The organism is Aliidiomarina halalkaliphila, from assembly GCF_007096385.1.
Classification (GTDB): domain Bacteria; phylum Pseudomonadota; class Gammaproteobacteria; order Enterobacterales; family Alteromonadaceae; genus Aliidiomarina; species Aliidiomarina halalkaliphila.
Window position 1 is genome coordinate 1158535 of record NZ_VJWL01000001.1, and the last position, 21535, is coordinate 1180069.

The window sequence follows — 21535 nt, forward strand, 5'->3', positions numbered from 1 at the left end:
TCATGAGTTCCACCCCTGGGGTGGAATTGTTGGAGAATGGTGAAAACATCAGTTTCACCCCTGGGGCGAAGTTGTTGGAGATCGGAGAAAACATCAGTTCCACCCCTGGGGTACAATTGTTGAAAAGGGCTTCGGGCCCTTGTGGTTCCTAGGTTTGTTGGGTGAAGGGTGAGTGCACGGAGATGCGGAGAAAGTTGAATTACACCCCTGGGGCGGAATTGTTGGAGATCGGAGAAAAGTGGAGTTTCACCCCTGGGGCGGAATTGTTGGGGTTAGGGTTTGCTGAGGCCGAAGTGGGTGTAGGCGTGGGAGGTGGCAATGCGGCCGCGGGGGGTGCGCTGGATAAAGCCCTGTTGGATCAGATAAGGCTCGAGCACGTCTTCGATGGTGTCTTTTTCTTCGCCAATGGCGGCGGCGAGGTTTTCGAGGCCGACCGGCCCGCCCATAAACTTCTCGATAATGGCTTTAAGCAGTTTACGGTCCATGTAGTCAAAGCCGGCTTTATCCACATCCACCATATCCAATGCAGCAGCGGCTACTTCGGCCGTGATCGGGCCGCTGGATTTCACTTGCGCAAAGTCGCGCACACGGCGCAGTAAACGGTTGGCGATACGTGGCGTACCGCGGGAACGGGCGGCCACTTCTCGGGCGCCGTCGTCGGCTAATTCCATACTCAAGTAAGACGCCGAACGGCGCACAATCGTGGTGAGCTCATCCACCGAGTAAAACTCCAAGCGCTGCACGATGCCGAAGCGATCTCGCAATGGTGAGGTTAAAGCGCCCGCACGCGTGGTGGCCCCAACCAAGGTAAACGGCGGTAAATCTAATTTAATGGAGCGCGCAGCAGGCCCTTCACCGATCATAATGTCGAGCTGGTAATCTTCCATGGCGGGGTACAGCACTTCTTCCACCACAGGGCTGAGCCGATGAATTTCATCGATAAACAATACATCGTGGGGTTCTAGGTTGGTGAGCAGCGCTGCCAAATCGCCGGCTTTTTCCAATACCGGTCCCGACGTGGTTTTAATCCCTACGCCCATTTCATTGGCTACTATGTTTGCAAGCGTGGTTTTACCCAGCCCCGGCGGGCCGAAGATCAGCACATGATCTAAGGCGTCGTCGCGCCCACGCGCGGCTTCGATGTAAATTCCTAGTTGCTCCACCACATGGGCCTGGCCGGTATAATCGGCAAGGCGCTTCGGGCGAATGGCACGATCGATGACTTCATCCTCACCAGTGGCTTTCGCTTGGACGGGACGTTCGGGCATCATGCGATCAGCTTCAATCATGGTCTCTTCCTGAATTTACATCATGGCTTTTAAGGCAGCACGAATCATATCTTCGGCGCTCATGGTGTCGGTTGCAACCTGCTTCACCACTTTTGCTGCGTGGCTTTCTTTATAGCCTAGCGCAAGTAAGGCACTCATGGCCTCTTCGCGAGCGCTTTCTGCCGGAGTGCGTTCAATGTCGGCGGCGTAAGCGGCAGCACCTGGCAAGCCACCGGTATCAAAATCGGCACCGGTGAAATCTTTCAGCCGGTCTTTCATTTCCACCAACAAGCGTTCGGCAGTTTTCTTGCCGACGCCAGGGATTTTCACCAAGGTGGTTACATCGCCCTGACGCACCGATTGAATAAACTGATGGGCGCTCATACTCGACATGATCCCGAGCGCCATTTTCGGCCCCACGCCTTGCGCTTTGATTAACAATCGAAACAAAGCACGCTCGTCGGCGTTATTAAAACCAAATAGAAGTTGAGCGTCTTCACGCACGACAAAGTGCGTCCACAAGGTGACCGGCGCGCCAATACTGGGCAGGTCGTAAAAACATGTCATGGGCAGGTGCACTTCATAGCCCACGCCGTTCACATCGAGCAGTAGCTCGGGAGCATGTTTGGCTACAATAGTGCCGTGCAAGCGTCCAATCACAGTGACATCCTGTTGTTATTATCTTAGTTAATCATCATAGCGAAACTAGCGCCACTGCACACGGGTATTATGGGCATGGCAAATCGCCACCGCCAAAGCGTCGGCGGCATCGGCTTGCGGCACACGAGGTAGTTTCAGCAACTGTTTCACCATGTGCTGCACCTGTTCTTTATCCGCGCCACCGGTACCTACCACCGCCTGTTTTACCGCACGGGCGGCATATTCTTCCACCACTAAATCGTGCAATGCGGCGGCGACAATCGCAGCCCCTCGGGCCTGCCCAAGCTTTAATGCCGAATCGGGGTTGCGGGCCATAAACACTTGCTCAATGGCAAAATCTGTCGGTTGAAACTGCTGAATTAGCTCGCTTACCCCGTCATGAATCATACGCAAGCGCGTGGCCAAGGTAATATCGGTCGACCCACCTGCCCGCGCTAGCTTAATACAACCGCTGCCAAGATAGCTTAAACGCGAGCCGTCTTGTTGAATCACCCCATAGCCGGTAATCCGACTGCCCGGGTCGATGCCCAAAATGATTCGCGTCATATCTTGTTATTCCCAGGCCGACTCTGGAAGCTCGGCATTGTGGTAAACATTCTGAACGTCATCCAAATCATCCAGCATATCGATCAGTTTTACCACGGTTTTTGCGGTGTCGTCATCTACCTCGGCTTTGGTGGCGGGCACCTGAGTAACTTCTGCGTTGTCAGCAACAAAGCCCGCCTTATCTAAAGCATCTTTTACCGCCCCAAAAGCGTCTGGAGTGGTAAACACATCAAAGGAATCGTCGGGATAGCCCACAATATCTTCCGCGCCTGCTTCCAGAGCGGCTTCCATTAGGTCGTCTTCGCTCACTCCCGGCGCAAAACTCAACACACCACGCTTGCTAAACAAATAGGCGACGCTACCATCGGTGCCTAAGTTGCCGCCGCATTTGCTAAAGGCATGACGCACATCCGACACCGTGCGATTACGGTTATCCGACATGCATTCAAGCATAATCGCCACGCCACCGGGCCCGTAGCCTTCATAAGTGATTTCTTCAACGTTGTCGCCGTCGAGCTGACCGGCACCGCGCTTGATTGCCGTGTCGATGGTGTCGCGCTTCATATTGTTCGACAGCGCCTTATCGATAGCCGCGCGCAGACGAGGATTGGTTTCAGGATCCCCGCCGCCCGTACGCGAAGACACGGTGATTTCCCGAATGAGTTTGGTGAAGATCTTGCCGCGTTTGGCGTCTTGTGCCGCTTTGCGGTGTTTTATATTGGCCCATTTCGAGTGACCTGCCATAAATAGCTTCCTCTCGATATTTTATGCACCGCCGCAACTCGAAACGCGCAGCGAGACGTAACACAGCGGTGCAAATAAACCGCGCCGAAGCGCGCGGCGTTATTCTTTCACTTGGATATTCAGTTCGGCAAGGGCTGCCGGATTTGCATAGCCCGGTGCGTCGGTTAACGGACACTGGGCTGTGGTGGTTTTCGGGAATGCAATCACATCACGAATGGAGCTTGCCCCCACCATCAGCATCACCAAGCGGTCGAGGCCAAAGGCCAAGCCGGCATGAGGTGGCGCACCATACTTCAAGGCATCCAATAAGAAGCCGAATTTTTCTTGGGCTTCGTCTTCCTCAATGCCTAGAATATTAAACACCACTTGCTGCATTTGGTTGTCGTGAATACGCACCGAGCCACCGCCCACTTCCACGCCGTTGAGGACCATATCGTAGGCATTCGATAGCGCAGCGCCTGGGTTCGCCTGCAGCTCTTGTGCATTCACACCAATGGGTGCGGTGAACGGGTGATGCAAAGCGAAGTATCCTTCGTCGGTATCTTCGAACATAGGGAAATCCACCACCCACAGCGGCTTCCAGCCGTCGGCGACAAGATCGAAATCCTGGCCTAACTTCAAGCGCAATGCGCCCAAGGCTTCCGATACCACGTTCGCTTTATCGGCACCAAACAACAAGATATCACCATCCGCTGCATCGACACGTTCAAGCAATGCGGACACCACCACTTCTGGCAAGAATTTCAGTACCGGCGACTGCACGCCGTCCATTCCGGCGGCGCGATCGTTCACCTTCATCCAGGCCAAACCTTTGGCACCGTAGATACCCACAAAATTGGTGTACTCATCAATTTGTTTGCGGCTTAAAGCGGCGCCGCCCGGCACTTTAATCACTGCAACGCGACCTTTTTCGTCATTCGCAGGGCCTGAGAACACTTTAAACTCGATGTCTTTCATCAAATCAGCGACATCCACCAGCTCCAATGGATTACGCAGATCGGGCTTATCGCTCCCGAACCGGCGCATCGCTTCGCTATAGGCCATCACTGGAAAGTTACCGAGATCCACGTCCATCAGCTCTTGAAACAGCGACCGCACTAGGCCTTCGGTAAGCTCGCGTACCTGATCCGCCGACATAAAGGTGGTTTCGATATCAATTTGGGTAAATTCTGGCTGGCGATCCGCACGCAAATCTTCGTCACGGAAGCACTTTACGATTTGATAATAGCGATCAAAGCCCGACATCATCAGTAATTGCTTAAACAGCTGCGGACTTTGCGGCAACGCGAAGAACTTGCCTTTGTGGGTACGACTTGGCACCAAATAATCTCGCGCACCCTCTGGTGTTGCCCGAGTGAGCATGGGCGTTTCAATATCGAGAAAACCATGGCTATCCATATAGCGACGCACGGCGCTAGCCACCCGAGCACGGAACTGAATTTTTTCGTTCATGTCGGGGCGACGTAAATCTAAGTAGCGATAGCGCAAGCGCTGCTCTTCACTGACTTGCTGATTGTAATCAATCGGCAACGCCGCTGAGCGATTCAGAATGGTAATTTCTTTGGCGAGGAGCTCCACTTTTCCAGTGGCCATGCGCTCATTGATTTGCCCTTCCGGACGGGCACGCACTTCACCTGATATCTGCACGCAGAATTCTTGGCGCAGTTTGTTAGCTTCGTTAAACATGGCTTCAAAATCGGGATCAAAAACCACTTGCAGAAGACCGGTACGGTCGCGCATATCAACGAAAATTAATCCGCCGAGATCGCGTCTTTTGTGTACCCAGCCGGCCACACTGACTGTGTTACCGAGTTCCTGTTCTGTGACTTGTCCGCAATAGTGACTACGCATGCTACCTAAATTCCGTGTTCCAAAAGAAAGGCGCACAGTATAAAGGAGAGCGAGGCAAAAAGTCACCCGTTGTCGCCGCTTTGCGGCTAATTTAACGAGGCTAAGCCAACCCCATGTTTACCTGAATCTTTGATGTTGTACATGGCATCATCGGCGGCCTTGATGAGATCGTCGAGGGTTTCGCCGTGATCTGGGAATACGGCAATACCAATGCTCGCCCCAATGCTAGCCTCTACCGCGCCATTGTTACCGGTTAAGCGATAGGGCTCTGCAATCTTGCGCAACACCTTCTGACCCACTTGTATCGCTTGTTCTGGATTATCGATTTGACTCAGCAAAATCACAAACTCATCGCCGCCGTAGCGCGACACCACATCAGATTTTCGAATCACTCGCTGCAAGCGTTGCGACACTGCAATTAAGAGCTCATCGCCGACATCGTGGCCCTCTTCATCGTTCACTGCTTTAAAGCCATCTAAATCAATAAACATCAGCGCAAATTTTTGATCCATGGTGCGGTGAGTTACTACGGCTGCGCGTACGCGCTCCTGAATATTGGCTCGATTAGGCAACTGAGTTAGCTCGTCGTGCAATGCTTTGTAACGAGCCTCTTGCTCTTTGAGTTTTCTTCGATGCACTTCCCTGCGCATATGCTGCAACCAGAGAATAGCGCCGGCAGCAATAAAGATAACGCCGAGCAGAGAAACACCGACCCACTTACGCAGCTTTTCTGGGGCAACACCTTGGTCATATTGTGGATCAAACCAACGTTGCGACAATGCCAAGCGTTCATTTTCGGTAATCGACAAAATCGCACGATCCAGAAGGGGAACAAGTCGTGAAAATTCGTTACGGACACCAATACTCACCGAATCCCCTTCCTCATCCCGCAACACAGATAGACGCAGATGCGACAAATGTTGTTCACGGCTGCGCCCTATAAGCAATGGCAAGGAATCCAAGTATAAATCCGCATCACCGTCGAGAATCGCGGTAAACGCATCTTCAGGTCTGCTCACTAAAATCAGTTCGATGTTCGGAATGGTTTCTAAATCCGCCACCACGCTATAGCTTTCTACCACGGCTATTCGGTATCCCGACAGATCGCTAAATCGACGGATTCGTGGCATTTCTTGGGTGCCAACCACTGCCCAGGGCACATCCCAGTAAGGCACGGTAAAACTGCTAAATTCCATGCGCGCGGCAGTAGGCGTAAAAAAGGTTAAGCTATCAATGCTGCCCTGCTGCAGTGCTTTAACGCAATCGGTCCAATCGCCACATTCCTGCCAACGAATAGTTAAGCCAAGACGCGAGGCGATAATTGCCATGATATCCGCATCCAATCCGACGACTTGGTCTTGCCTATTCCGGTAAATTACCGGCGACGAATCTGCGGGAAGCCCCACTCTCAAGGCTTCAATGCTCTCGATCAACGCCGCCTCATCACTGCGCATGGTAATCGTGCCGTCGCCAGTGTAATACCCGATACGAGGGGTGTGACTCGGGGTACCTACCCCACTCACTTCAATAGTGAAGAGCAAGCCCACGTGGCGCTGGGCAATAGCTTCATCGCATACCCACGCCATGAGTTCGCGACTTTCAATTGCCTCATGCAACGCATCTTCAGAACTGAATAGGCGCGCGGTCAAGTTTGGACGCTGATTAATGACTTCAAATTCACTGCTAATTTCAGTACCGATCACAAATGCAGCAAGTGGCGCATTCAGCGCTCGGGTCGCATCATGGGCACAAATATACAATGTGTGGGGTTGCGCGGGTTGTTCTGTGTCTACATTAGCCGCAAAGCTTGGAGCGGAGACCAGAAAACCAAACAAAGCCGAAACGCCCAACAGAACCCAGCGCAAAAAGGCACGTGGCGCGGTGTTGTCGAATGTGGTCCGGCTTGCGTCTATAAGGTACAATTCATTCATTCCTAACATCATTCGCGGTGGAAACCACTGCAAACTACGAAAATAGGCATTGAGTACGGCCATGACAAAGCAACGGGATTCCATTTATGCTACACCACTCACTCAAGTGAGTGATTTTGCCTTTGATGCACAAGTTGCCAGCGTATTTCCGGATATGATTAACCGGTCCGTTCCGGGTTATGCCACTATCGTAAATACCATTGGCCGCTTGGCCAATCGCTACGCGCAAGAAAACACGCGGATTTACGATCTAGGCTGCTCATTGGGGGCGGTCAGCCTCTCCATTAAACAGCAATGCACTGTGCCTGGGGTGCATATTACCGCCATCGACAATTCAAACGCCATGGTTGAACGCTGTCAAAGCCATGTCAATGCTTATCGCGGTGCCATCCCTATCGATGTCCAAGTTGCTGATATTTTAGACTATAGGTTTGAACCTTGCTCGATTATTGTACTCAATTTTACACTTCAATTTATTGAGCAGGAACAAAGAACTAGTGTAATCCAAAAGTTATACAATGCGCTACTTCCGGGTGGATTGCTCGTATTATCTGAGAAGGTTACCCACGAAGATCCAGTAGCCGACGCACTGCTGATAGACCTGCACCACGAATTTAAACGGGAAAACGGCTACAGCGATTTGGAGATTAGCCAAAAACGGGCGGCATTGGAAAATGTGATGCGCATTGATACCCCTGAACGCCACGAAGCGCGCCTTCGCGAGACGGGGTTTACCACGGTACAGGCCTGGTTCCGCTGTTTTAACTTTACCTCGTGGATCGCTATCAAAGGGAACGCCAATGAGCACGCCTAAGGGAATACAAGCCTACTACCCATTTTTCGCACGCCTCACCGAAACCCCGCTGGCACACTGGTTAGAAACCTTACCGACTGCGTTACAGCAATGGGAATCCCAGCGCCAACATGGTGATAGCCGAAAATGGGAGCGCCTGATTGATCAATTACCTGCGCTGACGGCAAACCGCGTCGATTTACGCTCACAGGTGCAAATTGGCGACGCTCAAGAGGCCAGTGATTCAGAGCGGGCGCGCTTGCAGGGTTTATTGCAGCAGCTAAAACCTTGGCGCAAAGGTCCCTTCGATTTATTTGGAATGCACATTGACACGGAATGGCGTTCCGATTGGAAATGGGAGCGCGTTGCCCCGCATCTTACGTCATTAAAAGGACGGCGTGTGCTCGACATCGGCTGCGGCAGTGGTTACCACATGTGGCGTATGCTCGGAGCCGACGCAGATTTGGTGGTGGGTATCGATCCCAGTCATTTATTTGTGATGCAATTTCGAGCAGTGCGACGCTTTGTACCGGAGGCCTTGGCCCGCAATATTGAGTTATTGCCATTAGGGATTGAGCATATGCCAAAGCTGGCAGCATTCGATACCGTCTTTAGTATGGGCGTGCTCTATCATCGCCGTTCCCCTATCGATTTTTTGCAGCAGTGCATCGACCAATTACGCCCCGGCGGCGAGTTGGTGATTGAAACCCTCGTGATCGACGGTGATGTAAACCAAGTGCTGGTACCTGGCGAGCGTTATGCACAAATGCCCAACGTGTGGTTTATCCCCTCATCGGCCGCACTCAGCCATTGGGCCGAGCGCTTAGGTTTGCAGAACGTACGTATCGTAGACGAGAACATTACCTCGCTGGATGAACAGCGCCGCACCGATTGGATGGACAACCAATCCCTCGCGGACTTCCTCGACCCCAAGGATCGCAGCCGCACCATTGAAGGCTACCCTGCCCCCAAACGTGCCGTCCTCATCGCGCAGAAACCGAAATAACCCCTCCTTCTTTAGTTTCACCTTTAACATTACGTTTACGTAAACGTAAGCATTAAAAAGCCCAGTGCGGTGCGTTGGGTACGATTGGAGTGGGACTGGCTCGGTGGTGGGATAAGTCACGTGGGGGTGTGCGCGGCAGGGATGCCGCGCCCAAGCCTGCATGGATGCACTTGCGGCGTCCCTCACGGGGCTTTCCCAGCGCCGGGTCTCTAACGCCTGACAAGCCAGAACCGGAAGCGTAGCCAGAACCTTAGTGGCCTTGGTTATCGCCGCCGGAGTCATGGCTGTCGTTGGAGCTACCCGGCTCGTCGCGGCCAGATGCCTTGCCAGCTTCGTGTTTCTCAATGGCGGCGGGGATGTAAGGAGCCGCGAGCGAAAGGTTCACGGGGAATACCGCTAAACGATAGAGTAAGCCTAATAATAATATGGCAAGGAGTTTCCAACCGGTGCCCGGTACATACAATACCGACCAGAACAACGCCACTAGAATAACCACTTTAAGGGTATTGCCAAAGGCCTTGCGTTCAAAGGGCATCATTTGTGATGCGCGATGAATAATCGCGATACGTTCGGTTGTTGAGAACCGTTGTAATGCTTCAATCTTACGCGATGAAAAATAAATCATGCATCCTCACTTTGATACGTTTAAACTGGAAAACTTCACCGTTTTACTGGCTGTAAGTGTAACACGCTTCCGTAAATTCGACAGATTTCAGACCCCGTTTCAACGTCTTGAGGTTTACCCACGCCCCCCGCCACAGGTATCATGGCGTGTTATAGTATTTGATATTATTCAGGAACGACGAAAAGGATCTCAGATGACGACTTCATACCCCCACGGCCGTGTGACCAAGGCGATTATCCCTGTGGCAGGATTGGGCACACGGATGCTTCCGGCGACGAAAGCCATCCCGAAAGAAATGCTTCCCCTTGTGGATAAACCGCTCATTCAATATATCGTGAATGAATGCGTCGCTGCGGGTATTACTGAAATCGTGTTGGTGACCCATGCCAGCAAAGGGTCGATCGAAAATCATTTCGATGTAAACCATGAACTTGAGTCTACCTTGGCTGAACGCAACAAACAGAAACTACTAGACGAAGTACGGGCCATTTGCCCTGTGGGTATTACCATTACCGCCGTGCGTCAGGGCGTTGCTAAGGGCTTAGGCCACGCAGTGCTATGCGGTCGCCCCGTGGTCGGCAACGAGCCCTTTGCGGTGGTATTGCCAGATGTGTTGATTGACGAATACACCCACGATCCGCGCAGTGAGAACCTCGCTGAAATGATCCGTAACTATGAAAGCTCTGGGGCCAGCCAAGTAATGCTGGAACAAGTACCTCAGGATCGTGTTGACCAGTACGGCATCGCCGATCTCGACGGGGTGCAAATCAAGCCGCGAGAGCAAACGCCAATTAAAGCGCTGGTGGAAAAACCGAAGGTTGCTGAAGCCCCATCGAACCTCGCCGTAGTCGGTCGCTATGTGTTTTCAGGGAAACTCTGGCCACTGTTAGAGAAAACCCCTCCAGGCGCTGGCAATGAAATTCAGCTCACCGACGCCATGGCCATGCTGCTTGAACAAGATGCGGTACATGCTTACTACATGCAGGGCCGCAGCCATGATTGCGGCAATAAGTTAGGCTATTTGCAAACCATTGTAGCTTACGGCGAGCGCCATCCTGAACTGGGCGAGGCTTTTAAATCCTGGTTAGCATCACGCTAATACTGCCGAAGCTTTCACATGAGAGTTTAAACACGCCATGTAAAACGGTTCCGTCAAAATATTGGCTTCGTGAACCCGATATGTGGCGTTGTTCCATATTCCAAGGGCAAGATCCGGTTTGCCGTCGTGACTCAGCATAATCTTATCGCCTGCGTGACTCCAAAACACATCACCGGTACGGGCATCAAGCCACACTGCCACCATATCGAATGCGGAACGAATCCGAGAATGACACAGCTCGGTATTCAGTCGTGCTAACAAGTGATGAGGATGAATCAATACATTGTGCTCTTCGGCCATGGCTGAACGCAAAAATGGATTGAACAAGGTTTTGAGGACCAGGAGCGCGACTATATCTTGGCGGGCCAATGCATTTACGTGGGCCATGATCATCACCACTTTCTCATTGGGTAAACGATAGTAATCAATCCATATCTTCTCGCCATCGTCGCGGCCGAGCTTATGCTCCACATGAAAGCGGCCCACATTGAGAAAATCATGGGGAATGAGATCCTGAGTCAGACGTTCCACCACACCTTGATCCTCAAACAGCACATCCAGATGATCATCGAGCTCCCAGCGCTCATGTTCAAAATTAGCTTCCAACGAGCTGCGAGTAAGACAGTTTTCAATGGCATACTCGAGCACATCAAGTTGTTTTACCGGCTTCACCAAGTAATCGACGGCGCCTAAACGCACCGCTTCGCGAATGTCTTTCATATCATCGGAGGCGGAAATGACGATCACTGGCGCCGCATCTGGATCGCCAATAATCTGCTCTAAGATACGTAATCCAGAAATGTCCGGGAGGTTGAGATCGCACAGCACCACATGAGGATGCACTTTGTTGAAGAGCTCGAGCGCCTGTGAACCACTGTTTGCGATCGTCGTTGAAAATCCTCGGCCCGTTAAATACTGATTTAATAGGTCGCTGTAAATCGGGTCATCTTCGATAATTAGGATTTTTCTGCTCATGAGGCTACTCCGCGAGTACTACTCTATTGAGCATTGTTCAGAAATGCAGGGGCGTCAATTAGGAAGGGTATAGAATACGTAAAAAGCCGGGAAATCGCCGACTTTTTGACCATTCTTGCCACTCGTCCCTTACGGACGCGCGGTCTGCACAGCGGTGTACGTGGATAGGTCGAGGCGATAGGCTGCTGGCACCTGCCCTTCCCATTCGTCATCCCATTCATCCCAATCGTCCCAGGTATCCCAATCATCAGACGCAGGTGGATTACCGTCGTAGACTTTATCTGCCCACATGGAGAAGTAGGCTTCGCGCACAAAGCTGTACTCATCAATCGCGTTCTCTAGCATGGGCTCTAGCTGTTTTAGCTCAATGCGCTGTTCCAGTCCGCGAATCGCATAGCGGGTGAGAGACAGCGGCCAGCTCATAAAGGACATCGGCCAGATAAAATCATCCACAAAGTCGCCGCCGCGATCGATTACCACAGTAGGGCCAAGCGCGGGCAACATCAAATACGGACCATCCGGCGCACCATACACAGCGAGTGTTTCGCCAAAGGACTCTTTTTCGCGTCCCACGCCCATTTTGCTAGCGACATCGAAGAAGCCAAACACACCAAAGGTGCTGTTAATTAAGAACCGTCCAAAACTTTGCGCCGAGGCTTTTCCTTTTCCTTGCAAACTGTTGTTCACGATGGAGGCTGGTTCAAGGATATTCTCGGTCATGTTATACAAACCACGACGCGCCGGAGTAGGTACATTCTCATAAGCGTTCGCCAGCGGTAAGGCCACGTAGCGATCGAGAATTTCCCGGTTAAACTCCCACATGGAGCGGTTAAAATCTTCAAAGGGGTCACGATCGTCGGTAAAGTCAAACTCGTTGGCCTCATCGGCGGGCTTGCTCGCGCATCCCGCTAACAGGCCAGCGAGGCATAAGCCAAGCGCGAATCGTACCCAGGTACGATTCTGTCCACTCAGCTTTTGCATCATGGGATCATCTCCGTTAACACGATACGAATCTGCTGGCCGGTTTCCCGTTCCAGTAAGCGCGGTCGTGCTTCGAAATCGCCACTGCGACGATCCATAGTATCCCCGGTGGTTAATCGTGCACCCACAAGCCAGCTGGATGCATTCGATAAGCTCGCACCTTCGAGCATCATATCTTCGTCGGTGAGCGTAACTGTAACAGGAAAATCGGTAACGCGTTGGCGGGTTACCGCGATAGGTGCACTGCCGCCGTCCGGATCCCGCACAAATACAAACAGGTTAGCCGTCCACGGCATTTCGTTGCGCAAGGTCTCGGAGATGTCAATGGTCACCGTGAGTGTCATCACTGTGCCATCAAGACGATCTTGGGCCTGTTGCAACGAGTTTTGAATACTCGCGTAACGGGGATCCTGTTCGTCCATCATCATCAAGGCCATTTCCCACGCAGTCACTGCACGCTCATAATCGGCCCGTTCAAAATGGACAACGCCCAATAAGCCAAAGGCCTCAGTATTGCGGTTATCCTGTTGCAACACGCGCCCCAAATAGCGATTCGCCATTGCCAAATCACGGTCAGTACCGGAGAAGATTAAGGCTTGGCTATACACAAGTAAGTTGCTTGGGTTATTCGGATTCATCCGATGAGAGCGTTCGAACGCTTCCAGAGCTTGCTCTAGCTGCTGCAGTTGCATCATCATGCGCCCGTACAGTGTCCAAGCGTTCTCTTCTGGCTCATCATGCAACCGCTGACGCAGACCCAAGGCATATTCCCATAGATCTTCTTCCGTTTGCGGTGCGGCTCGATCATCTCCGAGTAACCAATCACTCAGTAATGGCAAGGTATCCCAGGCTCGATCTGCTTGCTGCTGTTGCTTCCAAGAACCGCCATACAAATACAGGCCACCTGCAAGAACCACAAGAATCACCGCAAGAATCCAGATATTGGCAGGCTTCGCTTTAACGACATCATCAGGATTATCGATTTCTGTCACGAACGTTTTCTGTAGCTCTTGTTTCGCGATTAATAATTCCCGTTCGGAAATCACGCCCTGTTCTAAATCTTCTTGCAGTTCCTGCAAGCGACTTTCATAAATTTCTTTGTTGGCTTGAATAATGGTCCATGTTTCCCATTGCTGACGACGCGCCAGCCATAAGAACACTACCGCAAAAACCAACAGGAGTGCGATCATGAGATACCACATTAGCGATCTTGCTCCTTCTTCTCTAATTCGTCGCGCTGCGCGAGCTCTGCTTCATACGCAGCAAGCTTAGCGCGCTCCTCATCGGTTAATTCAGCCGACACTTTGCGTTTGCCGCGAACATGTACCACCACGGCGACCATTCCGATAAACAAGGCTACGAAAGGCCCAAACCACAATACAAGGGTACTGCGATTTACAGGAGGACGGTAGTGCACAAAGTCGCCATAACGTACTTTCATAAATTCGATGATCTCGGCGTTACTGCGCCCTTCCATGATCATCTGATACACCCGTTGGCGCATGTCCTGCGCCAAAGGCGCATCCGAGTCGGCAATGCTTTGGTTCTGACATTTAGGGCAGCGTAACTCACCGGTTAGCTGGCTAAAGCGCCGCTCTTGTTCGGCGGTATCAAACGCATAATACTCGCCTGCGGCATGAGCCGTATGCGTTGCCGCAAGCCCCACGAGCAGCGCGAATAGCATCGTGCTTAACATAACTGTGACGCGATTCATGGCAATAGCTCCCGACGGTGCTCAGGGATTTCTAGCCCTGCATCTTGCATCGCCTGATAATAAATCGGCCCGACGCGCTGCCGCCAAACACGCTCATTAAGATCGCCTACGTGGCGATAGCGAATCACCCCATCTTGGTCCACTACAAATGTTTCCGGTGCGCCATAAACGCCCAAATCCAATGCAAGTAGCCCAGTTTCATCAAATAAATTGATTTGATAAGGGTCGCCTAAATCTTGCAACCAACGTACTGCGGCACCTCGGGAATCATCTTTGTAATTCAACCCAATAATATACACCTGCTCGTCGGCCAGTAGCTTATTCAAAAAGGTATGCTCCGCATAGCAGGTTGGGCACCAAGTCGCCCATACGTTAATCAACAGCGGACGTTCCCCGATAATGGCGTTATCGTGAGTAATATCGGGCTGGTACAAATCCGGTAACTCAAATGGCGGCACCGTGCGGCCCACTAGAGCTGATTCTAAGTGGGTAGGATCCGACCACAGGCCACGAAAGAGAAACACAGACAGTGCCAAAAATGCCGCCAAAGGCGTCAGTAAAATCAGCATACGCACTTTATGGTTCATGAGTGCTCCTCCGCTAATTCTCGTTTGCGCTCCACTTGCAAGCGCCGACGAATTCGATAGCGTTTATCCGTCATGGATAACAAACCGCCCACCGACATAATAATGGCACCCGCCCAAATCCAACGGACAAACGGCTTGTACTGAATACGCACCGCCCAGCTGCCATCGGAAAGCTCCTCCCCCATAGCAACATAGAGATCGCGCCATGGATTCACTTGCAAGCCGGTTTGCGTTTGCACCTGTCGTTGAATGGTATAAAAACGCTTCTCCGAAGTAATATTGCCAAGTACGCGACCGCTTTTGTCTCGGGTAATCTGGAAATAAGCCGTATCGCTCAGGAAATTTGGTCCTGTGCGCTCCGTCATTTCTAGGAACTCAAAGGTATAACCGCTTTGGCTAAAGGTATCGCCTGGCGCCATGCGCACGGTGCGTTCTACTTCATAGTTCTGCACCAAGGCTACACCGATAATCATCACGGCAAAGCCAACGTGTCCAAGCACCATACCCCAATGGCTGCGACCTAGCTTAATCAGGGCCGGCAACTTATGCTCCCTACTCGCGACTCGCATTTTCAGTTCTGCCACGGTGGCGCTCAGAATCCAGAACGCCAATACCAAGCCAAGAACAGCTAAACCATGTACTTCACTGGCAAAAATCCAAGGCAACAGCAATGCCAGCAGCACAGCAACGCCCATGCCCACCAGCACCGTACGCGTTAGCTCACCCATTTTATGACGACGCCAACGGGTAAGCGGCCCTAACCCGAGAATCAGGGCAAAAGGAATGGTTAACCACATAAAGATCAAATCAAAGAAGGGTTCACCAATAGAGATATTACCCATGCCCAGTTGCTGATACACCAAGGGCAACAAGGTACCGACAAGCACCACAATAGTGGCGGTCACCAGCAGCAGGTTATTTCCTAACAGCAATACTTCTCGAGAAAACAGTTCATAGCGGCTATGGCTTTGAACCTTCGCCGCACGAATGGCATAGAGTAAGAGCGAACCGGTGATCACCACACCAAGGAAGCCTAGTAAGAAGGCACCCCGGGTTGGATCCGACGCAAAGGCATGCACCGATACTAATACCCCTGAGCGTACTAAGAAGGTGCCGAGGAGGCTCAAGCTAAAGGCCGAAATCGCTAACAGCACCGTCCAGGATTTAAAGGTGCCCCGTTTTTCGGTTACGGCCAACGAGTGAATCAATGCAGTTCCCACCAGCCACGGCATAAAGCTCGCGTTTTCCACCGGATCCCAGAACCACCAGCCACCCCAGCCGAGCTCATAGTAAGCCCACCAACTGCCGACCATAATACCGAGGGTAAGGAATATCCATGCGGCTAAAGTCCAAGGACGCGACCAACGCGCCCAAGCAGAATCAAGTCGTCCCCCGAGTAAAGCGGCGATGGCAAACGCAAAAGCCACCGACATTCCCACATAACCCATATAGAGCAAGGGCGGGTGAATAATCATACCTGGGTCTTGTAATAATGGGTTCAGATCGCGTCCATCTACAGGAATCAGAGGAATGGTGCGATCAAATGGGTTGGAGGTAAGGAGCATAAATAGATAGAAGCCAACGCCTATCATCCCCATGACCGCTAATACCCGCGCGGCAAATACCAAGGGCAAGCGGCTCGAAAATTTGGCGAGAGCAGCAGCCCAACCCGCTTGAACTAACATCCACAGTAAGAATGACCCTTCGTGGGAACCCCATACCGCAGTAATGCGATAAATTAGGGGCGTTACCGACGACGAGTTGCTCGCCACATAATTGATACTGAAATCATTCACGATAAAGCCCCAAGTCAGGGCGATATAGGAAATCAGCGTAAAGATAAACATGCCATAGGTTAGCGGGCGGCCTAGGGCCATTTGGCCCCCGTGACCGCGCGCAACACCAATCAACGGTACTACCGCTAGTAGCGCTGAGAAAGCAAAGGCGAGGGCTAATGCAAAATGACCAAACTCAGCGATCATAATAACCACCTGAAGACTCCTGGTCTTCATCCGAGCTCTCGTCGTCTTCCTCTAGTTGCCATTGCGATGGTGGCACGTGCTGAATGCCTTTTAAGGCCTCCGCCAATGCCGGTGGCATATATTCTTCGTCGTGGCGAGCCAACACTTGGCTCGCCTGAATACGATTCGGTGCGATAAGTGTGCCTTGGGCGACAATGCCCTGACCTTCACGAAATAGATCCGGCAGAATACCTTCGTACTCCACGGTGATCTCCGCCGGGCCTACATCGATCAGGTTAAAGGCCACCGACAAGCCAGAGCCTTCCCGCGTTACGGAGCCGGGCACCACTAAACCACCTACTCGCAGGCGTTGGCCTACTTCTGGAAGTTGTTTTTCGCTGCCCTTGCCTTCCACTATTTCCGTGGGCGTATAAAACAAGTCGATATTCTGTGATAGCGCATACAGCACTAGACCGGTTGCCAACGCAATTCCGGCCAGAATTCCACTAGTCATGATTAACCGCTTTTTACGTCTTGGGTTCATGTTCAGGACTCTCGTTTAGCTTTTTCAATACGTTGCTGTCGGGCTTGCTGTTTGCGTGCTTCATCACGCAGCTTGGTGCGGCGCCAGACCGCTTCTAATGCCAGCAAACCGAAACATAAAAAGGTAACAAAAAAGGCCGACCACACGTATACGCCGTAGCCGCCCATCGCGATAAAAGCACTCCAACTATCAAACTGCATCTGAGTTCTCCTTATCGCCAGTATTCAATATTTTTTGCGCCCAAGGCCGATGAATCTCACGGCGTAACAATTCGTTATTCAGGCGCATAATAATCAACGCTGCCGCCAGCCCCATAAAGGCAAAAATATTCACCACCAGGGGCCATAACATTTCAGGTGCGATACTGGGGGATTCAAAACGGGTAATCACTTTGGTAATGGTCGATTGCTGATGTAGCGTGTTCCACCAGTACACCGAATAATGAATAATCGGAATATTGATCACACCCACCAAGGCCAAGATACTTGCGGCTTTACCACCAGCACGCTCATCTTCAAAGGCCACATACAAGGCCATCACCCCAAGGTACAAAAATAATAAAATCAGTTGCGAGGTAAGGCGTGCGTCCCACACCCACCAAGTGCCCCACATGGGTTGTCCCCATACCGCACCGGTAAATAACGAGATAAAGGTGAGTACGGCTCCGACCGGGGCAATCGCTAACACCGCTTGTTCTGCGGTGCGAATTTGCCATACGAGGGCAATCAATCCGGCAATGGCCATGCTCACATAAAAGCCCATCGACCAAATTGCCGCAGGCACATGGACAAAGATAATGCGGTAGCTTTCGCCTTGTTGGTAATCCGGCGGCGCATAGGCCAAGCCCCAGATTACGCCAACCAAGGTAAGCAAGAGCCCAGGAATTAAAAACCAAGGGAGAAGTTTCTGGTTTAGCGCAAAGGTTGCTTCAGACTTTGCATAAGGATGTAACCAACGCCACATATCAGTTCACACTCACTCGTAATCCGGCTTTCACCGCGAAAGGGGCCAAGGTGATGGTGATCACCAAAAACGCACCCATTAATGCCAATGGGCCTGTGGCAGACAGACCCGATACAGCTGCTTCAACTGCAGCTGTTGCGAAAATCAACAGAGGGATAAGCAGCGGCAGCAATAACAAACTTAATAATGCACCACCTTTATTGAGGCTGACCGTCAGGGCCACACCAATGGCACCGGCTGCACTTATTACGGGCGTTCCCAATAAAAGGGTCACCCATAATACGCCCCACGCCGTTGTCGGTAAATTCAGCAACAAAGCCAACAACGGCGCTATGAATAAAATAGGAACCGCTGTCATTACCCAGTGTACCGCGATTTTTGCCAATACGCTGACTTCCAAAGAGACCGGCAACAGCATCATTTGTTCCAAAGCCCCATCACGAAAATCATCACGGAACATGCGTTCAAGGCCTAACATGGCGGATAACAATGCCGACACCCAAATCACCCCAGGGGCGATGCGCGCTAAAATATCCGGCCCCGGCCCCACGCCTAATGGAAATAAGCTCACCACAATCAGTAGAAAAATCAAGGGGTTGAGTAAATCGCTCCGTTGTCGCGATGCCACTCGTAAATCCCTTTTTACAATCTGTATAAAAATCCGTGCCGCGTTTGCCATTAGTGCTGATACCTCAATGCAATGCGCTGTAACGGAAATTTTTCGGCGTTCACGGGTTGGTGCGACGTGAGGATAATAGCCCCACCTTGGCCGACATGTTCGGCAAAGCGGGCTTCTAATAAGGCAATACCGGCCACATCAAGGGCCGTAAAAGGCTCGTCAAGAATCCATAACGGTGCTTGGGTCAACCATAATCGCGCCAGCGCAATTCGACGTTGCTGTCCTGCAGAAAGGCCTTGGGCTGGAATGTCTTCGAGTCCAACCAAGCCAACGTTGGCCAAAAGTTCATAAGGGGGTTCTACCAGAGGTTGCCCTTGCACTGCCGCGTAAAACTCTAGGTTTTCGATGGCTGTGAGCTCAGGTTTTACACCGGATTTATGACCGATAAACAATAAAGACTGATGATACTCATCGCGACACTGGGTAATTGACTCGCCTTGGAAATGAACAGTGCCTGCTTGCGCCGGCAGTAGCCCGGTGAGAATCCGCAATAAGCTGGATTTACCAGCACCATTTGGGCCTTCAATTTGCCATACTTCACCGGCACGCACTGTCATACTGAGATCCGCAAAAAGGGTACGCTCGCCGCGAATAGACGATAACGCGGTTGCGGCTAACAAAATCGACGAGACGGACGTTTCGGGAGTTGCAGTGGCCATGCACACCTTTATGTTCTACGGATTATGTTTGCAGTTATTAAGTGCAGATAAATTGCGCACATCCTAGCAAAAAAACCCTTTTGGGGCGACCATTATCGACGATACCAGCCGCTTTCCTCCCCGAGCCACTGCGGGTAATCGGGATGGGCACTCACCGACCAACGCCAACCGGCTTGTTCGGCCCAAATGAACCACTGCCGGCCGTCACTAAAGACCCCAGAGCTGGTGTGTAATTGGTCTGGATGATGGCGGCTAAGAAAACGCTGTTGATAGTACCACTGGGCCATCTCTGCCTCACTGCGATACACCTGTTCAGGAATCGGCCACAGGGTTCCTAATTGATGTAACACAGTCGCTGCGCCCACCACGCCAATACTCAGTACGGAGGTAGCGACCATCACCTCAACAAGCGTCATGCCGCCCTGATGACGGTGCGGTTGCGCGGTGTTTCGCGCTTTCATGGTAACCAACCCGCTTCGATATGGCTGTCGGCGCCTTCGCTATCACTAGTTTCATACCAAATACCTTGCCATACCCGAGCCACATCCTTGAGCTGATGCTCAATCACAATAGTGACTTTCCGACAGTACCCATCAGGATTTGGACAGTCGCGCTCCTGCCATTGGCTAGATAGCGTAAATCCAAGCGGCACGTCTATATCCGCTGTGGTGACATCGCCGCGCAAATACGCTTCCATTCGATCCTGTGCGCTTATCATTAAGCGTTCCGCCCGCACCATTCTTAGATCAAGCGAGGTGAGTCGTAAACTATACAGGGCTTCCTGTAACACGCCGAGTAAAATCAAACTGCTGATCATCAAGAAAATAAGTACCGTAGGCAATGCGATACCAAGGCAATTCCCGCCGGCGTAGATAGGCCAACATCTCATCACGGATACCATGGATGACACCACTGCCATGACGCAGTATCACCCCGATAACGCCCTTGCAAACAAAACTGCTGGCTATGCAATTGGAGGCCGTCGATGCGTAAATGACTGGGATCATGTAAACCATGCCAACCGTTAGTCTCGCAGTCCCCTTCCTCCGGGCGCCACTGCAACTGTTGGCTGCGAACCCGTAACCCGATCGTGCCCAGTAATATGCAATCCGCTTGGCGCTCCGGTACGGATGTAGGATTGGCCTTTTGCTCCAAAAGAAGCGCTCGTACACTCCAATGCCCGAGTTGGTAGAAGCTTTGTAATGCATCAGCGCGCTGCTGTCCTAGCCGCGCCTGTGCCCACATCTGGGTGAATATCTGTAGCGCGGCTAACAGAGTGATGCTCGCGATACTCAAAGCAAGCATCAGCTCAAGCAGGGAAAATCCGCAGAATTTAACAGGCCGCATAGCCGCTCCAGCGGGGGCCTTGGGTACACAAACGAATACGCCCTAAGGTACTTACAACCATCCGTACTCGCGGCAATTGGGGGGCATCGAGAAGCATGAATTCAATGTGTCCGGCACTAAATCCAGCCATCCCTATGGGGGCAGTAAAGCGCGCTGCATCGCCGCTCGCAAAGTTCCATTGATAGTTCACCCTGTCGTCGCGGGGCACACATTCAGGTGTTTGCTCACTCCGCCACCAACACCATGCTAGCTGACCATGGTGCTCTCGTATTCCAAACCAGTGATCAACACCTAAACCTATACTGCGCAAACGTGTTTCCTGGGCATGGGCATAGACTTTTTGAACTTCTGTTTGCAGCCGTTGTTGTTGCCGGTAGTGATGAACGTTGGGGTAGGCAAACACACTGAGCAAGGCGAGAAAAGCGACCACAAACAACACTTCAAGCAGCGAAAACCCTTGCATATGCCCTCCTTGGCGCGCAGGTGAATACGTTTTATCATTTCGGAATGAACCGCTAGAAAGTTATGAGTACTCCGACACGAGGTGTGCATCGATAACGCGCCGTTCTACTCCCTTCGTTGTTCAAGAAGTATGGAAAAAA

25 protein-coding genes are annotated in these 21535 nt (G+C 51.8%); 3 read left to right on the top strand and 22 right to left on the bottom strand.

Features of this window, described 5'->3' with window-relative positions; all coding sequences use genetic code 11:
- Positions 1-272: 272 nt before the first annotated feature.
- From ruvB to FM042_RS05375, 6 genes are all read right to left on the bottom strand, one after another.
- Positions 273-1289, bottom strand: a complete 1017-nt coding sequence (gene ruvB, locus FM042_RS05350; RefSeq protein ID WP_143235059.1) for a Holliday junction branch migration DNA helicase RuvB — start codon at positions 1287-1289, stop codon at positions 273-275.
- A gap of 15 nt (positions 1290-1304) precedes the next feature.
- Positions 1305-1928, bottom strand: coding sequence for a Holliday junction branch migration protein RuvA (gene ruvA / locus FM042_RS05355; protein WP_143235061.1), 624 nt, complete (start codon positions 1926-1928; stop codon positions 1305-1307).
- Between the two features lie 45 nt (positions 1929-1973).
- Positions 1974-2474 carry a crossover junction endodeoxyribonuclease RuvC gene (ruvC, locus tag FM042_RS05360; RefSeq protein ID WP_143235063.1) on the bottom strand — a complete coding sequence of 167 codons (501 nt, stop codon included), beginning with the start codon at positions 2472-2474 and terminating at the stop codon, positions 1974-1976.
- Between the two features lie 6 nt (positions 2475-2480).
- Complete coding sequence (locus FM042_RS05365) at positions 2481-3218, bottom strand: YebC/PmpR family DNA-binding transcriptional regulator (protein ID WP_143235066.1); 738 nt, start codon at positions 3216-3218, stop codon at positions 2481-2483.
- Positions 3219-3317: 99 nt separating this feature from the next.
- Complete coding sequence (gene aspS / locus FM042_RS05370; protein WP_143235069.1) at positions 3318-5069, bottom strand: aspartate--tRNA ligase; 1752 nt, start codon at positions 5067-5069, stop codon at positions 3318-3320.
- Between the two features lie 86 nt (positions 5070-5155).
- Positions 5156-7000, bottom strand: a complete 1845-nt coding sequence (locus tag FM042_RS05375) for a diguanylate cyclase domain-containing protein (RefSeq protein WP_185960709.1) — start codon at positions 6998-7000, stop codon at positions 5156-5158.
- A 61-nt stretch (positions 7001-7061) separates the two neighbouring features.
- Between FM042_RS05375 and cmoA the strand changes: the two genes are divergently transcribed.
- Positions 7062-7814: a carboxy-S-adenosyl-L-methionine synthase CmoA gene (gene cmoA / locus FM042_RS05380; protein ID WP_143235073.1), complete on the top strand. Its 753-nt coding sequence runs from the start codon at positions 7062-7064 to the stop codon at positions 7812-7814.
- Positions 7801-8799 (top strand): tRNA 5-methoxyuridine(34)/uridine 5-oxyacetic acid(34) synthase CmoB, encoded by a 999-nt coding sequence (cmoB, locus tag FM042_RS05385; protein ID WP_143235075.1) that lies wholly within the window; start codon positions 7801-7803, stop codon positions 8797-8799. Before cmoA ends, cmoB begins: the two co-directional genes overlap by 14 nt.
- A gap of 250 nt (positions 8800-9049) precedes the next feature.
- Here cmoB and FM042_RS05390 read toward each other — a convergent pair whose 3' ends face one another.
- Positions 9050-9424: a DUF6170 family protein gene (locus tag FM042_RS05390; protein WP_143235078.1), complete on the bottom strand. Its 375-nt coding sequence runs from the start codon at positions 9422-9424 to the stop codon at positions 9050-9052.
- A gap of 193 nt (positions 9425-9617) precedes the next feature.
- On the opposite strand from FM042_RS05390, the gene galU reads away from it, so the two are divergent.
- Positions 9618-10523, top strand: coding sequence for a UTP--glucose-1-phosphate uridylyltransferase GalU (galU, locus tag FM042_RS05395; RefSeq protein ID WP_143235081.1), 906 nt, complete (start codon positions 9618-9620; stop codon positions 10521-10523).
- Here the strand turns inward: galU and FM042_RS05400 are convergent.
- The 15 genes from FM042_RS05400 to FM042_RS05470 form a co-directional block, all read right to left on the bottom strand.
- Positions 10515-11498, bottom strand: a complete 984-nt coding sequence (locus FM042_RS05400; protein ID WP_143235083.1) for a response regulator — start codon at positions 11496-11498, stop codon at positions 10515-10517. The two genes, galU and FM042_RS05400, sit on opposite strands and share 9 nt — an antisense overlap.
- Before the next feature lie 129 nt (positions 11499-11627).
- On the bottom strand, positions 11628-12482 hold the full coding sequence (locus FM042_RS05405) for an MlaA family lipoprotein (RefSeq protein WP_232366365.1): 855 nt from the start codon (positions 12480-12482) through the stop codon (positions 11628-11630).
- A complete protein-coding gene (gene ccmI / locus FM042_RS05410) occupies positions 12479-13681 on the bottom strand; it encodes a c-type cytochrome biogenesis protein CcmI (RefSeq protein ID WP_143235085.1) in 1203 nt (400 codons plus the stop codon). Before ccmI ends, FM042_RS05405 begins: the two co-directional genes overlap by 4 nt.
- Positions 13681-14193 (bottom strand): cytochrome c-type biogenesis protein, encoded by a 513-nt coding sequence (locus FM042_RS05415; RefSeq protein ID WP_232366366.1) that lies wholly within the window; start codon positions 14191-14193, stop codon positions 13681-13683. The genes ccmI and FM042_RS05415 overlap by 1 nt, the downstream gene beginning before the upstream one ends.
- Positions 14190-14780: a DsbE family thiol:disulfide interchange protein gene (locus FM042_RS05420; RefSeq protein WP_143235087.1), complete on the bottom strand. Its 591-nt coding sequence runs from the start codon at positions 14778-14780 to the stop codon at positions 14190-14192. Before FM042_RS05420 ends, FM042_RS05415 begins: the two co-directional genes overlap by 4 nt.
- Positions 14777-16762: a heme lyase CcmF/NrfE family subunit gene (locus FM042_RS05425; RefSeq protein ID WP_143235619.1), complete on the bottom strand. Its 1986-nt coding sequence runs from the start codon at positions 16760-16762 to the stop codon at positions 14777-14779. Before FM042_RS05425 ends, FM042_RS05420 begins: the two co-directional genes overlap by 4 nt.
- A complete protein-coding gene (gene ccmE / locus FM042_RS05430) occupies positions 16752-17285 on the bottom strand; it encodes a cytochrome c maturation protein CcmE (RefSeq protein WP_143235089.1) in 534 nt (177 codons plus the stop codon). Before ccmE ends, FM042_RS05425 begins: the two co-directional genes overlap by 11 nt.
- A 2-nt stretch (positions 17286-17287) precedes the next feature.
- Positions 17288-17485: a heme exporter protein CcmD gene (gene ccmD, locus FM042_RS05435; protein ID WP_143235091.1), complete on the bottom strand. Its 198-nt coding sequence runs from the start codon at positions 17483-17485 to the stop codon at positions 17288-17290.
- Entirely contained in the window at positions 17475-18248 is a 774-nt protein-coding gene (locus FM042_RS05440; RefSeq protein ID WP_143235093.1) for a heme ABC transporter permease, read from the bottom strand. The genes ccmD and FM042_RS05440 overlap by 11 nt, the downstream gene beginning before the upstream one ends.
- A gap of 1 nt (position 18249) precedes the next feature.
- Positions 18250-18927: a heme exporter protein CcmB gene (ccmB, locus tag FM042_RS05445; protein WP_143235095.1), complete on the bottom strand. Its 678-nt coding sequence runs from the start codon at positions 18925-18927 to the stop codon at positions 18250-18252.
- Entirely contained in the window at positions 18927-19586 is a 660-nt protein-coding gene (gene ccmA / locus FM042_RS05450) for a cytochrome c biogenesis heme-transporting ATPase CcmA (protein WP_143235097.1), read from the bottom strand. The genes ccmB and ccmA overlap by 1 nt, the downstream gene beginning before the upstream one ends.
- 92 nt (positions 19587-19678) lie before the next feature.
- A complete protein-coding gene (locus FM042_RS05455) occupies positions 19679-20047 on the bottom strand; it encodes a PulJ/GspJ family protein (protein WP_143235099.1) in 369 nt (122 codons plus the stop codon).
- Entirely contained in the window at positions 20044-20505 is a 462-nt protein-coding gene (locus FM042_RS05460; RefSeq protein WP_185960710.1) for a hypothetical protein, read from the bottom strand. The genes FM042_RS05455 and FM042_RS05460 overlap by 4 nt, the downstream gene beginning before the upstream one ends.
- Entirely contained in the window at positions 20475-20933 is a 459-nt protein-coding gene (locus FM042_RS05465) for a prepilin-type N-terminal cleavage/methylation domain-containing protein (RefSeq protein ID WP_143235103.1), read from the bottom strand. The genes FM042_RS05460 and FM042_RS05465 overlap by 31 nt, the downstream gene beginning before the upstream one ends.
- Positions 20920-21396, bottom strand: a complete 477-nt coding sequence (locus FM042_RS05470; protein WP_143235105.1) for a prepilin-type N-terminal cleavage/methylation domain-containing protein — start codon at positions 21394-21396, stop codon at positions 20920-20922. The genes FM042_RS05465 and FM042_RS05470 overlap by 14 nt, the downstream gene beginning before the upstream one ends.
- Positions 21397-21535: the final 139 nt, after the last annotated feature.